Below are 13,966 nucleotides of genomic sequence, written 5' to 3' on the forward strand. Positions count from 1 at the left end.
AAGGAAACAGTAGAACCGCACCTTGTTTTTGGAAAAAAATAGGCGAACACCAGAACCGTCCCCTTGTTTTCCCTTGTTTCCCCACCTACATCGGCACCAGCTTGTTTTGGACGGCGTAGATGACGACTTGGGAGCGGCTTTTGACGTCGAATTTTTTGAAGATTTTGCTGACGTGAATTTTTACGGTTTTGTCGCTGATGAATAGGCGCTCGGCAATTTCTTTGTTGCTTAATCCTTCCACAAGGCATTGAAGGACTTCCGTTTCCCGCTCTGTTAGCGCATTATCCCTTGGTTGCTCCTGCTGTTGCTGATGGAAGTTAAGGAGCTTTTTCGTCATCGACGGATGAATCACAGACTCACCGCGAGCTACGGTACGAATCGCTTCGACCACCTGTTCAGATGGGGCATCTTTTAACAAATATCCGTCAGCTCCCTCGCGAATTGCAGCCATGAAGTACTCATCATGATTGTGCATCGTCAGCACCAGTATCTTAATCGAAGGGTATTTTTTCTTCAAAATGCCCGTTACCTCAACGCCATTTTTATGGGGCATATTGATGTCCATTAAAATTACATCAGGCTCACACATCGGCACCTTTTCAAGCGCATCATCCCCTGAAACCGCCTCGCCAACAACGCGAATATCATCCTCCAGCTCTAGAATATTCCTAAGTCCGTCACGCAACACAGCATGATCATCCACCAACATAAGCTTGATCAACTTAAATTACCCCCTTCAAGTCCCATTTTCGGAACAGTTAATGTAATATCCGTACCATGTTCTTCTTTTGTGTCAATTTGAAGCGTTGCATTAATTTTTTCTGCTGCGTCATTCATATTCAAAATTCCAAAATGAGGGTTGTTTTGCGCCTTAACCATTGCCTGGAACAATGAAAAACCTACACCATTATCCTTTATTTTTAAAATGATATGCTCCTTCTGATAGCTTAACAGAACTTCTATTTTTGTGGCTTGCGCGTGCTTGATCGTGTTTTGCAGGCTCTCTTGAAAAATATCAAATAGTTCCTTTTCGACCATTGGGCTAAGCGGAACCTCCTGGCCTCGAATATCAAACGAAAACTTAATATCATACTCGCTTTTTACCATATCAATTCGTTTTCCGATTGCGACTGACAACGAAACCCGCTCTGTTGGATATGGACGAAGCTCATAAATCGATTCACGGACTTCGCGTAAACTTAACCTTAACTTATCCATGCTTTCCCGAATCAGCTTTCTCGTTTCATCAGGATAACGATCGAATTTACGCTCCGCTGTCTCAAGCTTCATGACCGCACCAGCCAAGGTTTGGGCCACCCCATCATGGATCCCTCTCGCAATCCGGTTGCGCTCCTCAAGAATAATCCGCTTTTCCTTTTCCTCAATTAACATCCTTGTCTTTACTGCAACCGCAAGCTGGTTCGAAAGGGTGGCGATGGAATGGATTTCATCCTCCTCAAAGCTTCGCGCCCGACTTTTTGCAACAACCAGCATCCCAATTGTCTCATCTTCAACAACCATCGGTGAGTACACAAAAGCCTTCATATCCTTTTTAAAAAACTCATCAATTGGACCGAGCTTTTTCACCCGGTCCTGATAGACAATCGGTTGTTTTTTTCCATCGAAACGAGCGAGCGCCTCACCTGTTAGTTCGTCTTTCGGTGTCACACGCCCATCATAATATAAAATCTTCCACACATCGTTTTCCTTGACCCACAGCATGAGCGCCTGTACATCAACGATTTGCGAGAACGTATTCTTAAACGTATCAATCCATTCTGCTGAATGAATCTTCTTATTAACCCCAGTTGTGATCGCAAAAAGCGCATTTAGCCGTTTCTTTTCATTTTTAAGAGTTGAAATGACCGAATACAATAACGAAATCGCCACCAATGGCGAGAAGAAGAAGAACAGCGAGAACTCGTCAACCTTCCGACCACCGAGATAAAACATCATCGCTCCATAAAGCAACGATACCCCCACATTGCCCAATTCGATCAGCGTTTTCATTTTAAATAAATAAAATGTGTAAGGTTGTGGACGAATCAACAATACAATATCAACAATGAAATTATTAATGATAAAAAATAAGGCAAGAAACAGAATATATGTACTTAATCCGGAAAGAAAATCGCTACTCGATGAAAGAACTTGCACCACATTTGTATGGGATAAGATGTATTCCGATAAAAAAACACTTGCAGCCAGCTGGGCTGGGTTAAATAAAACAATCCTCAAAGGACGTTGATGGAGGATGTTAATCACGATCGCAATCACCGCATAAATCATGATTGGATACGAAACTCCAAAAAGCTCATACATGACGAAGATAAACGGGAATGTTATCGACGTTGACCCTCTCAAAAGCGGAATTGGATAATACTCTGTTATTACTAAAAATGCTGTAAGCAATAGAAGGATGGTGATGTCGTCCGTTGGTTCAAGATGAAAAATCGCGTACACCACTGCAGCCCAACCAAGAATCGCTATCATAATCATATAGACTTTCGCATAATTCTCCCGCTTATGGGATGACACCACTGGCAGCTTCACATCGCTCCCCCTTATCGTAACATTCTCTTAATTGTATTTATTAGTATCATAATATATGTAACATTAAAAAATCACAAACAAGCCTTTGAAACCGGATTCATTCTCCAAAAAAATCATACAAACCGAACAAAAACCCAGACTAGTCGAATGGCGTGAAAACCACTGACCAATGCTGGGTAACCACAAACACCGGTTAATGTTTGTGGTAATAATTATGACAAAAATACGAGAAAATTTCTATGACCCAAACTTATTATTTCTATACTACAAAAGTAGTACAGGGTCAGGGGGACAGGTCCCTTGTCCCCAATTGAGCGGATTGAAAGGTGTAGAAAAATGCGAGGTCATTACGTAGTCGCGGAGCCTTTAATATCATTTGCCAGCTCTTGAATAAATTGCTTCATATCAATTTCTGCACTTCTTTCTCCCTTCATATAGGCGCGTATTAATGCTCTTCTCACCCTGTTTTCATCAATCGAAATGACCTTGCCTGAGGATTTATGTTCCAATTTATGTTCACTCCTAGTTGATAAGTACCTTACTAAACAATGGCTTGGTGAAGGATGGAGACGCCTCCACCAAGCACTTTAAGGAGAAAAAGTTAGCTTGGGGAGGCTGGATGGAGAAACCAGCTCCGCCAAGTAATTACTATACATGTACGCCAGAGGGTTCTTCTTTGCGACTGTCTTACCCTATAATTTCTCAAAATTGAGGAAAACATCATACCATTCAAGTACCGCAATCCCAATTTATGTTTTTTTGCGGTATAATATAATGATATCGAATTCTGTGGGGAGTGAGACCACTTTGCTTCAAAATGATATTCCAAAGGATACGGTCATGCATTTTTCCGAAAAGCTTCGCGACATGATCACATTTGAAAATGAAGATGACCGCAATTTAATTAAAAAAGGACTGAACCTCTACCGTCAGGGGAGTGTTTATAATGTACAATACAACGGACAAACACTTGAAGGCCGCGTCCAGGACGTCACAGCTGTTGATGTCACCCTTGATCTTGATTTTTTAGAAATGAGCAGCTGTTCATGCCCTGATCCTATCTTTTGCCGGCATCGGATGGCGTTGTTTTTCTATATGTACGCAAGCGTTGACCGTGTCGGATCCCTGCTTGACCAGTGGAAAGAAGGCAATAAACCAAAGCCAACGCTGGCATCAATTCCCGTGAAAAAAGGAAACGTTTTACAGCGTGTGGAATACAAGGAGAATTCACTCGAGAGCTGGTTAACCCTTTTCAACAGTGAATATGCACGCTTTGAATCAGCTCGAGGAGATAAAAATGTTTATTTTTTCGCGACACTATACCATTCCCTTTTTCAAAATATAAAAAGGAAAGCACCTCGCTCTGAGGAACTAAAACGCTTGTATCACATCCATGCGGCTCTATTTTGTATCCGAAAAACGGTTGAATCGCTCGAACAAATTGAAGTCCGAAATTACCAGGTGGACACCTATATCAAGCCTTATTTTCATAATTTCACCGATATTGTGCTCGATAACTCACTTGAAATGCGGAAGGTGTCTCTCCCATTTTCACTGGACCAGCTACTAGAGGAAAGCATTCCGATCATCCGTGAAACGCTGCTATCCGAAACCTTGTTCCAATATGAGCGCATGCAAATGTACCGTCTGCTTTGGGCAACCTTTTTTAATCGAAAAAAATGGCTCGAAATCGAGGAAAATGCGCTGGACACTGAAAATCACGTGCATAAGATTGCCTTTGCCCATAATCGCTTTTTACAAAAGGACGACGCGACCGCAATTGATACAATGAAACAACTTGGGCATCAGGCGACACCGTACAGCTTTTGGTGGATTTCCTATCTATCTGAAGCAAAAAGTTGGGACAGGGCTCGCCTTTGGATTGACTATGCGCTAGAAGGAATCCGCGACTACATTTTTGGAATTCAGAGCTATGAAGGGCGCCGGCACATGACGATGCTGTTTTTACAGAACATCATGACGTATTCTGATGAACGCGATTCAGCCGTTTATCTTCACGCACTGAAACAGCTTTTGCCGTACAGCTATGTGGAATACAACGACTTTTTGCTTGAAACCGACCAATACCGGAAATGGGTCGAACTGCAAATCATGGTCGGCTATGAGGTCGATGATATGGACCGTTCAATTTTAAAAGAAATCGAATCTCTTGACCGGGGGGCTTTGCTTCCTCTTTACCACCAGGCCGTCGCCAAGGCCATTGAAGGTAAAAACCGGCCAAGCTATAAAAGGGCCGTTAAATATTTGCGAAAAATCCGGACTCATTACAAAAAGTTAAAACAAGAAGACCGATGGGACGACTATATTACAAAGCTTGCCACAGTGAATAAACGATTACGTGCCTTCCAACAGGAGCTAATGCGGGCTTCAATGATTTCAGAGTAAAGAGGTGAGACAATGCTTTTAGTTCATGCAGAATGGATTTCAGAAAAAGGATTCACTATTTGGTGTACAACAGAAGACGGCTACGAGCTTAGTGTTCATAATTGGAAGCAAAATCTCTTTATCTGGCACGAAGCCTCCTTTTACGGAACTTTTCTTGAAGAAAATGAGAATGCGGTCCACCTTTCACCCTGGCAGGCCTTCACCTTTTTCGCGGAATTGCCCGTTAATTCACTGATCCAAATCGAGCTTAGTGAAAGTGCCGAGCACTATCATACGATGTCTCAGGACCTGTTTCCGCTCATTGAGGACGGCCAATTTATGCCTGATTTTGAATACTGGCACGAGTATGAGCGCTTTGGCTGGAAACCGGTTGATACGGAGCTAACTGGCTTTGCGGCAGAGTGGTTTTCGGAAGCCATCACCGACTGGATCCAATCTGACTCTACATTGTCCGACGCCTGGGAAGAGATTTCAGAAACCTTCCCTCTTGTAAAAAGTAGCGCCGGCGCCGAGTCTGTCGTCGATGAAAACAATTGGCTTGAACGGATTGGGTGGAAGGAAGACCATACACCATTTGACGTCATGCTTCAAATTGAAGAACCAGAGGTGGATAATGGGGCTTGGACGCTCCACACAGTGCTTCGCAAGAAAGCAAAGCCTCATACACTGTATACCACTATGCCACGAGAATGGACAGATTTTGCGGACAAAATTGAAAACGACCAAGCAATGTGGTGCAAGCTAATCCCATGGCTTCAAGATGAAGGCGGCATTCTTCACGAGTTAAACGAACGCCAAGCGTGGGACTTTTTAACGGAAGCGAGCACTAGGCTTATGGAAGCTGGAGTCGGCATCCTATTGCCAGCCTGGTGGCAAGCCATCAAGGACGCGCAGCTTGCAATTAAGGCCAAGGTCAAAACATCCGCTGGTGGCGGCCGCCAATCCTTTGTCGGGTTGCAGTCCATCATTAATTTTGACTGGCGCTTTTCAACAAATGGTGTAGAGCTTTCTGAAGAGGAATTTATGTCGCTGGTGAATGAAAAAAGACGCTTAATTAAAATTCGCGGCAAATGGATTAAGCTTGACCCGGCGTTTATCAAACAGGTTCAATCGATCCTTGAGCGTGCGAATAAAGAGGGACTTCATGTGCGTGATGTTCTCGAGCAGGAGCTCCTTTCACTATCGGAAAAAGCAGAGCGTGAGGAACAAGAAGCGGCAAGCGCATTTGCAGGTATACAGATTGAACTCAATCGCCACCTGTCGCAAATGATTACCCAGTTAACGGATATCCAGGAGATTCCGAAAGCAGACATTCCGGACACGTTCAGAGGTGAGCTTCGTCCTTACCAGCAGCAGGGTGTCGACTGGCTCTTATTTTTAAGGAAATTTGGATTTGGGGCTTGCCTAGCCGACGATATGGGGCTCGGAAAAACGATCCAAATGATTGCCTACTTTTTAGCGGTCAAAGAAAATGATGCCAAGCCCGCGCTCATTATTTGCCCAACATCCGTCCTTGGAAACTGGCAAAAGGAGCTTGAAAAATTTGGACCGGATTTACGTGTCCACCTTCATTACGGATCCAACCGTTTGAAGGGTGAAGAGTTTGCCGAGAGTGCTAAAGAGGCCGACATCGTCCTCACCTCCTACGGCTTGTCCCATATGGATGAAGAGGAAATTTCCAATTTTGACTGGGGAACAGTTTGTCTTGACGAGGCGCAGAACATAAAGAATGCACAAACAAAACAGTCGCGCGCGATTCGTAAACTGCGAGGCGACCATAATATTGCCTTAACCGGAACTCCGATGGAAAATCGTCTGACAGAGCTTTGGTCGATTTTTGACTTTATCAATCGCGGTTATTTGGGCAGCCTAGGCGGTTTCCAGAAACGGTTTGTGTCCCCAATCGAAAAGGACCATGATCAGGAAACAATTGCTGAGCTGCAACGCTTGATCAAACCATTTTTACTAAGACGCACGAAAAATGACGAAGCTGTTGCTTTGAATCTGCCGGATAAGCTTGAGCAGAAGGAATATTGCCCGCTAACAGTGGAACAGGCATCGATTTATGAGCAGCTTGTGAAGGATACGCTGGACCAAGTTGAACAGCTTGCGGGCATGCAGCGTAAAGGTCTGATTTTAAAAATGCTCGGGCAATTAAAGCAGGTTTGTGACCATCCCGCGCTTTATTTGAAGGAGCAAGCTCCTGCGAATGTGGATGAACGCTCTGTGAAAATGGAGAAGCTGCTTGAGTTAGTTGATCACGTTCGTGACCAGGACGAAAGCTGTTTGATTTTTACCCAGTATATTCAAATGGGTGAGATGATTCAGGATGTGCTTCAAAAACGCCTTGGAGAAACAGTGCAATTTTTGAATGGCAGCGTGCCGAAAGTACAGCGTGACAAGATGATCGATGGCTTCCAAAACCGCGAGTTCAATATATTAATCCTGTCTCTGAAAGCAGGCGGAACCGGTTTGAACTTAACGGAGGCGAACCACGTCATCCACTATGATCGCTGGTGGAACCCGGCCGTCGAAAACCAAGCAACCGACCGTGCCTACCGCATCGGCCAAAAGCGCTTCGTCCACGTGCACAAGCTCATCGCCACCGGCACACTCGAAGAAAAAATCGACGAAATGCTCGAGAAAAAGCAATCGCTCAACGACGAAATCATCACCAGCGAAAACTGGATCACCGAACTCTCCACCAACGAACTCAAGGAGTTACTCGGGGCGTTTTAGCGCAAACATGCAAACATGGGGACGGTTCCGCTGTTTACCTATATTTTTCCAAATGGACAAAAGGACAGCTTTCCTGTCCCGGTCCCGGTCCCGCTTCGGGTTTCGGGTTTCACTATGTGTTTTTTTCGAAAACGAGCTTTGCGGTATACCAGATACTGAATTTTCATGTCGTGGTATGCCGGAAACAGGCTTTGCGATATACCAAATGCGTAATTTGCACCCTGTGATATACCGCAAACCGCCCTATCGGTATATCAGACGCAAAAATAGGACATAGCGGTATACCGCAACCACAAAGGAGCTGATTCGTTTGGCTGAAAAACCAACCAAACCAAAGAAAAAGGCGAAAAAGTTTGTGCCCAGTGAAAAGCACAAAGACAAAACCGAACCATGGCAAAGGTTCTACCATCTCGTCGAAGAAAAACTAAAGAAATGATCTAAGGGTGGTGACTGTTGTCACCACCCTTATTTATAGTAAAACCCCATGCGTGCAAATAGCCGCGCGAACACGCATATCCTCAATTTAAGATGCAAATAGCCTCACGATGATGCATATCTTCAGCTTAAGATGCAAATAGCCGCGCGAGGATGCATATCCTCAATTTAAGATGCAAATAGCCGCGCGATGATGCATATCTTCAGCTTAAGATGCAAATAGCCGCGTGATGATGCATATCTTCAGCTTAAGATGCAAATAGCCGCGCGATGATGCATATCTCCAGTTTAAGATGCAAATAGCCGCGCGAGGATGCATATCTTCAGTTTAAGATGCAATTAGCCGCGCGAGGGTGCATATCCTCAATTTAAGATGCAAATAAGCCGAATGAAGAAGCAAATCCCCACTCACCCCGCCTTTAAATCCTCTTCATATTGCTTATAAATGACATAACGCTGCAATCCGCGTGTCTTCTCAAATGCCTTTTGGATTTCAGCGACGAACTTGTCGTGATTTCCCTTCTTTTTTGCAATCCCAGCGGCCAAGGCGTGTTTCATCCACTCCGACTTGATCTGTTTCCCAAGCTCAGCCGCTTGCTCCAGCTCACCCTCCTCAACAGCGACAATTGCCTGATAGTACGCTTTATATTGAGGAGGTCGAATATCCTCAATATCCTTCTTCACTCGCAAAATATCATCCTCGTATAATGCATGCAAGGTCTTGAACAACGCTTGTCTTGCGGGATGCTTATATTTTCGAAGCAATATCTCTGTCGCTTCCTTCACATCCTCATCAATCCGATTGCCCATCCCGTAATAGAGCTTAAACGCCGGGTTTTTTCTTCGCTTCTCAAGATAGGACTCTATCTTTTTTACATTTTTCTCCCAATAAATAGGATAAATGAATAAATAAGTTGTGAGACAAACAATTACCAGCATGCTAATAATAAAGCCGAGCGGCTCACTTACATCTAAAAAGGCCATCCCTACCCCTAACAACAAGGCTACTCCAAACAAAACTACGAATCTCATCACAATCAACCTCACACATCATATTATTGAATCATTATACCTTACTAGAACCCTATTAAAAAAGACCAATCATGCTATATCACATGATTGGCCATCTATTAGACGATTGCTTTATTATCTTCATATACTTTCTTCAACAGTCGCCGACCTCGAAAAAGCTTATTTTTCACAAAAGAAATATCTTTACTCAATAATTGACTTATTTCGGAATAAGTATAATCACCAAAATAATAAAGGGATAAGGTCTGCTTGTAATCCTTCGGCAAAGCGTCAATATGTTCATAGAGCATTTCCCGATCATACTTTTCCACGATTGTTTTTTCGACCGTTTCATTTGCTGAATATCTTAATTCCTCTACATCATCCATTAAAACCGTAGCTTTCACAACCTTGCTGCGAAGATAGTCAATGCATTGATTTCGGGTAATTTGGTACAACCACGCCTTCAACTTGGAAGGTTCCCCTAAGAATTCTAATTTCAAAAAAACCTTCAAAAAGACCTCTTGCATAATATCATCCACCACAACCCAATTTCGCACATATCGAAAGGCTGCATATCGCAATTCCGGTTCATAATCACTTATTATTTGTTCAATTTGAGGTTCCTTCATGTTTCTCACCTTATTTTGGGACAAGGGAGCTGCCCCCCTGATCCACTCTAGTCCCATTATTTATTCAATTTCAAAGATGTATAGCTGATAGTCTTTTTGTTCGGTTTTTTGATTTTTTACTTTAAGGTTTCCTTCGTATAAGGTTTCGCCTGTTTGCAGATCTCCGATTAGAAGGGTGTGCCCCTCGTCCGTAGCGCTAACGATATAGATTTTGCCATCTTGTAATTTAACAAAAGGTGCATCCTCAGCATCTTTAGATTGTTCAACTGCAAAGGTTTGTTTCTTATCCCATTTCTGAGTCTCAATATCATATTGAATAATCTCTATTTCATTTTCCGTCTGAACCGGAATATAAACCGTTGAATCGACAATCGACGAATTATCTATAAAACCGATGACTTCATCTGGAACATCTATTTTTTCCTTCTTATTCGTTCCGATATCGTATACTATGAAATCATTTGCGAGCTCCTTTGGTTCACCGATTTCCGCCCCATCGCCACTGTCGTTCGAATGTTCATATGCCGCCGCTTTAATTAATAGATATTTTTCAGCTTGACTTGAATAATAGTCAGTTAAAATCCTAAACTCTGACCATCCATTCTTGATTTTTGGAGCAGAGTAAACCACTTCTTCATTAGTGATTTTCTTCCCCGGCAAGTCGATTGTGTAGACAACCAAATCCTCACCGCCGTCGATAGGTGAAGCCCAAGCGGATACTTTCAATTTAGTATCTACAATTTGAATATCAGCAATATTAACCCAAGCATATGATCCTTTTTTCGGTAGATCTAACTCCATCGCAGTCGATTCTTCCGATTTTTTATCTAAAACGTCGATAGTAAAAGAAGCATTCTTAAAAGAACCATTTATTCCCCTGTCATCGATATCGGCATAGACAAGAAGGTCTTCATCTTCATAAAAGCTATTTGGAAAACGGTTTTTTCCCCGCATAAAATGTTTATATTCCCCGATTAATCGCTGTGAAGATGCCTCCAAATTCAGGCGGGTCAATTGTTGAAAAAGAGATTGATTACTTAAATTGACAGTTTCCTCATTAGAAATCAATAAGGTTAGATGAATATCTTCCACAACATAATCGGCATTCATCACAAGATTATCCACTAAACTCTCATCACCGCTTACTTTTTCAAATTCAATTTCGACCGTTTCGGCGGCCAAACTTGATTGTATATAAAACGCTCCAAGCACGATAATCGTAACTAAACTAACCGTGAGGATTTTCCAATATCGTTTCATTCATGTAACCTCCGATCAAACCCTGATTTTTTTATTTAAAAGATAATGGCCCGTCCAAATCGCAGCAGCCCAAACAAGTAATCCTGCCACAACTTCCATGTAAAACAGCTCATAAGAATAAAAATATTTACCTATTAGTAATTCATTCACTAACACTGGCGCGAAAAATACTAAAAGAGAAACCCCACAATAAAGAATTCCAAAGAAAATCCCTTTCAAACGGTAAGAGCGTTCAAACAAAATCCCAGTAAACACAATACACACTCCCGCTAAACCAGCCCCATACAGAAGAACAAAGTCAATAAACGTTGCAGGGAACAGGATATTCAAAATATAGAGATTCGTAATTTTGTTCACAGAGAATGTAGTATAAAACTCAGCAGGAACCATCCATTGCAGCATCTTTGTTTCAACAAGAATTAATACTAATTGCACTGCAACCATCCCCAACACAAAAAGAAAAATGGTTGTCGCCTTTGCCAAATAAATATTTAACCGAGCTGTCGGCAACACGAGCAACCGGTAACTAAATGTATTTTTTCCAAACCAATCACGATACCAAATAAAAAACACATAAATCAGCAATGTAGCACCACAAAGCATAATCGGCAGCAAAAACCAACCTGTCTGAGAAAAATTGAAAAAGGACATTTTTCCGTACATCTCGATAAAGTCGTTTTGCGATAATAAATCCTCATAAATCGCTTTGTTCGCACGCCCTACATATCTTCGCGATTCAAAAATAACTCCAACCAATTGAATCAGGGCTGTGATCCCAACTAAAACAAGAAATAACTTATTAAACCGAGAAAACTCGAAATTTACTAGTTTCAAATAACGGTTCATCCCTTATACACCTCTCTCATCACATCGATTACCGATTTCCCCTCATTTTCCCTAACTTCCTCGGTATCGAATTCTCTTAACACGACGCCATTATCCAGCAAAACAACCTTATCAATTAAATGTTCAATATCATTGATTTCATGGGTTGTAATGATCACGCCACGGTCTTCGATTAGATGACTTGTGAACACTTCGGCAATCTGCTCCCTACTAAAAATATCAATACCCGAAAAAGGTTCGTCCATTAAAACATAGTCAACATCCAAAGCAAGTCCAAGGATCAGGTTCACCTTTGCTGTATTTCCCTTTGATAATTCAGAGATTCGATCCGTTTCTTGCAGTCTAAAAAACTCAAGCAATTCATTCGCGCGTTTTGGATTCCAGCTGTCATAAAAATCAGCCATAAACGTAAATGCCTCTTTTATTTTCATTTGTGGCAGCATCGTAATGGTATCTGGGATAAACGTTATTTTTTCATAGCTTCTTTTATGAATTTTTTCACCATCAATACGAATTTCACCACTATTAATAGGGGTTAATGCCATAATTGCCTTCATGATGGTTGTTTTCCCAACACCGTTAATCCCGATTAAACAAGTAATTTTTCCTTTTTCAGCAGTAAACGAGGCTCCTTTAAGTACCGTCTTCCTGCCAAATTTCTTCGTGACATTCTTTACTTCAATCACAAAAATCCCCCCTATTCCTTTTCGTACTCTTTTTCAACTAAATTCAACACTTCATTTAAAGGCACGTTAATCGACCGAACTGATTGTATAAATGCAGAAACTGCATCCAAAATTAATTCCTCGCGAACCATTTTCAACACTTCTTCATCCTTCGTAATGCGACTTGGTAAATTTCCTTCTGTAAAAATCAACCCTTGCTCCTCCATTTCTTTATACGCGCGCTGAGCCGTATTCGGATTAATCTTCAACCGATTTGCTAACTCTCTTCTTGAAGGAATCTCCTGCCCTGGTTCAAAAAAACCTTTCGCAATTTGTTCCTTGAAATACTGAATGACTTGCACGTACACAGGATCCCGATTATTAAACTTGACATCCATAGACCCAACTCCTAAAAATTCATCTCCCTGTATCAAGGGGTTAATACACCATTTATAAAAAAACACAAAACTGTATTATGATGACCATACAGTTATAATAAAAAAATACGTCGTGTACCAATAGGTTAATACACAATGTATTATATGCTTAATACACTTAAGATGTCAACTTAAAATAAAAATTTATCCAATATATTGACAACAAGGAACAAATGTTCTATATTAAAAATAAGAAAAAGGCCAACCATGTCGTAACCATGATTGGCGAAAATTTGAGGAATGACCGGAGTATCCATCTATCTCTAGAGGAACCATTTTTGAAAAGGCGACTGGGGCTTCTTGTTGCGAGGTACATGGACAGTGGGCTTAATCATATTCTAAATCTCTTTTTAACAGATTTCATATCATAGCTGCTTCCCTTCCAATAGTTGATTGACCTGCAACAGTCGTTCATTATAGCTACGATCTATTTGATCGATACGTTCGCCAATTTGGCCTTGTAACGTTTCCAAATGTAACGCAATTCCCATTGCAAGTTTATTTAGCTTTTCGTTAATCGTCTTGATTTCATCATTGTTCATCATTGCTTCCTCCCAAGTTCAATCATCAAAACCTAATTTTCCACAAGCTCCCTTGGCTTACCGCCAAGAAATTTCACAGAGTCTGCTAACACTTCAGTCACATACACTCTTTTTCCTTCATTGTTTTGGTAATTACGTGTTTGGATTCTACCCGTTACACCTAGAATGGATCCCTTTTTACAAAAGTTTGCGGTATTTTCAGCAGTCTTTTGCCACAGTGTGCAGTTAACAAAATCAGTTTCGATTGCTCCACCTGCGCTTTTAAAATTTCGGCTAACCGCAAGTGTCACATGGGCTACGGCCTTTCCTTCCTGGGTATAACGCAAATCAGGATCACGGGTAAGTCTTCCAACCAAAATTACTTGATTAATCATGTCCTTTTACCTCCTTGGTTAAATCTAACAAGGCTATCATACTTCACGATTCGACATAGGTAAAAT

General features: G+C 41.7%; 14 protein-coding genes. 3 read left to right on the forward strand and 11 right to left on the reverse strand.

Annotated elements, in window-relative coordinates; genetic code table 11:
- Positions 1-85: 85 nt before the first annotated feature.
- The 3 genes from LKW28_RS04430 to LKW28_RS04440 form a co-directional block, all read right to left on the reverse strand.
- Complete coding sequence (locus tag LKW28_RS04430; protein WP_229139144.1) at positions 86-721, reverse strand: response regulator; 636 nt, start codon at positions 719-721, stop codon at positions 86-88.
- Positions 718-2,553 (reverse strand): GAF domain-containing sensor histidine kinase, encoded by a 1,836-nt coding sequence (locus tag LKW28_RS04435; protein ID WP_229139145.1) that lies wholly within the window; start codon positions 2,551-2,553, stop codon positions 718-720. The genes LKW28_RS04430 and LKW28_RS04435 overlap by 4 nt, the downstream gene beginning before the upstream one ends.
- A 347-nt stretch (positions 2,554-2,900) precedes the next feature.
- Positions 2,901-3,062 (reverse strand): hypothetical protein, encoded by a 162-nt coding sequence (locus LKW28_RS04440; RefSeq protein ID WP_229139146.1) that lies wholly within the window; start codon positions 3,060-3,062, stop codon positions 2,901-2,903.
- 298 nt (positions 3,063-3,360) lie between these two features.
- On the opposite strand from LKW28_RS04440, the gene LKW28_RS04445 reads away from it, so the two are divergent.
- From LKW28_RS04445 to LKW28_RS22910, 3 genes are all read left to right on the forward strand, one after another.
- Positions 3,361-4,959, forward strand: a complete 1,599-nt coding sequence (locus tag LKW28_RS04445) for an SWIM zinc finger family protein (RefSeq protein WP_229139147.1) — start codon at positions 3,361-3,363, stop codon at positions 4,957-4,959.
- A gap of 12 nt (positions 4,960-4,971) precedes the next feature.
- Positions 4,972-7,698 (forward strand): DEAD/DEAH box helicase, encoded by a 2,727-nt coding sequence (locus LKW28_RS04450; protein ID WP_229139148.1) that lies wholly within the window; start codon positions 4,972-4,974, stop codon positions 7,696-7,698.
- Positions 7,699-8,008: 310 nt separating this feature from the next.
- A complete protein-coding gene (locus tag LKW28_RS22910) occupies positions 8,009-8,134 on the forward strand; it encodes a hypothetical protein (protein ID WP_267497874.1) in 126 nt (41 codons plus the stop codon).
- A gap of 407 nt (positions 8,135-8,541) precedes the next feature.
- On the opposite strand, the gene LKW28_RS04455 is transcribed toward LKW28_RS22910, so the two are convergent.
- From LKW28_RS04455 to ssb, 8 genes are all read right to left on the reverse strand, one after another.
- Positions 8,542-9,165, reverse strand: a complete 624-nt coding sequence (locus LKW28_RS04455) for a hypothetical protein (RefSeq protein WP_229139149.1) — start codon at positions 9,163-9,165, stop codon at positions 8,542-8,544.
- Between the two features lie 98 nt (positions 9,166-9,263).
- Positions 9,264-9,800, reverse strand: a complete 537-nt coding sequence (locus LKW28_RS04460; RefSeq protein WP_229139150.1) for an RNA polymerase sigma factor — start codon at positions 9,798-9,800, stop codon at positions 9,264-9,266.
- A 36-nt stretch (positions 9,801-9,836) separates the two neighbouring features.
- Complete coding sequence (locus tag LKW28_RS04465) at positions 9,837-11,036, reverse strand: hypothetical protein (RefSeq protein WP_229139151.1); 1,200 nt, start codon at positions 11,034-11,036, stop codon at positions 9,837-9,839.
- 15 nt (positions 11,037-11,051) lie between these two features.
- A complete protein-coding gene (locus tag LKW28_RS04470) occupies positions 11,052-11,882 on the reverse strand; it encodes a hypothetical protein (RefSeq protein WP_229139152.1) in 831 nt (276 codons plus the stop codon).
- On the reverse strand, positions 11,879-12,568 hold the full coding sequence (locus LKW28_RS04475; RefSeq protein ID WP_229139153.1) for an ABC transporter ATP-binding protein: 690 nt from the start codon (positions 12,566-12,568) through the stop codon (positions 11,879-11,881). The genes LKW28_RS04470 and LKW28_RS04475 overlap by 4 nt, the downstream gene beginning before the upstream one ends.
- 11 nt (positions 12,569-12,579) lie before the next feature.
- Positions 12,580-12,945: a GntR family transcriptional regulator gene (locus tag LKW28_RS04480; protein WP_229139154.1), complete on the reverse strand. Its 366-nt coding sequence runs from the start codon at positions 12,943-12,945 to the stop codon at positions 12,580-12,582.
- A gap of 404 nt (positions 12,946-13,349) precedes the next feature.
- Positions 13,350-13,526: a hypothetical protein gene (locus LKW28_RS04485; RefSeq protein WP_229139155.1), complete on the reverse strand. Its 177-nt coding sequence runs from the start codon at positions 13,524-13,526 to the stop codon at positions 13,350-13,352.
- A gap of 32 nt (positions 13,527-13,558) precedes the next feature.
- Entirely contained in the window at positions 13,559-13,900 is a 342-nt protein-coding gene (gene ssb, locus LKW28_RS04490) for a single-stranded DNA-binding protein (protein ID WP_229139156.1), read from the reverse strand.
- Positions 13,901-13,966 lie beyond the last annotated feature (66 nt).

Origin of the sequence: Bacillus sp. REN16, assembly GCF_020731355.1 — a bacterium.
Lineage (GTDB): Bacteria > Bacillota > Bacilli > Bacillales > Bacillaceae_L > Ferdinandcohnia.

What these genes read in the sequence shown, in the direction of transcription:
- LKW28_RS04450 (WP_229139148.1), top strand. Translation starts at nt 4,972, where the DNA reads ATGCTTTTAGTTCATGCAGAATGGATTTCAGAAAAAGGATTCACTATT.
- LKW28_RS04455 (WP_229139149.1), bottom strand. Translation starts at nt 9,165, where the DNA reads ATGAGATTCGTAGTTTTGTTTGGAGTAGCCTTGTTGTTAGGGGTAGGG.
- LKW28_RS04465 (WP_229139151.1), bottom strand. Translation starts at nt 11,036, where the DNA reads ATGAAACGATATTGGAAAATCCTCACGGTTAGTTTAGTTACGATTATC.
- LKW28_RS04470 (WP_229139152.1), bottom strand. Translation starts at nt 11,882, where the DNA reads ATGAACCGTTATTTGAAACTAGTAAATTTCGAGTTTTCTCGGTTTAAT.
- LKW28_RS04480 (WP_229139154.1), bottom strand. Translation starts at nt 12,945, where the DNA reads ATGGATGTCAAGTTTAATAATCGGGATCCTGTGTACGTGCAAGTCATT.
- LKW28_RS04485 (WP_229139155.1), bottom strand. Translation starts at nt 13,526, where the DNA reads ATGAACAATGATGAAATCAAGACGATTAACGAAAAGCTAAATAAACTT.
- ssb (WP_229139156.1), bottom strand. Translation starts at nt 13,900, where the DNA reads ATGATTAATCAAGTAATTTTGGTTGGAAGACTTACCCGTGATCCTGAT.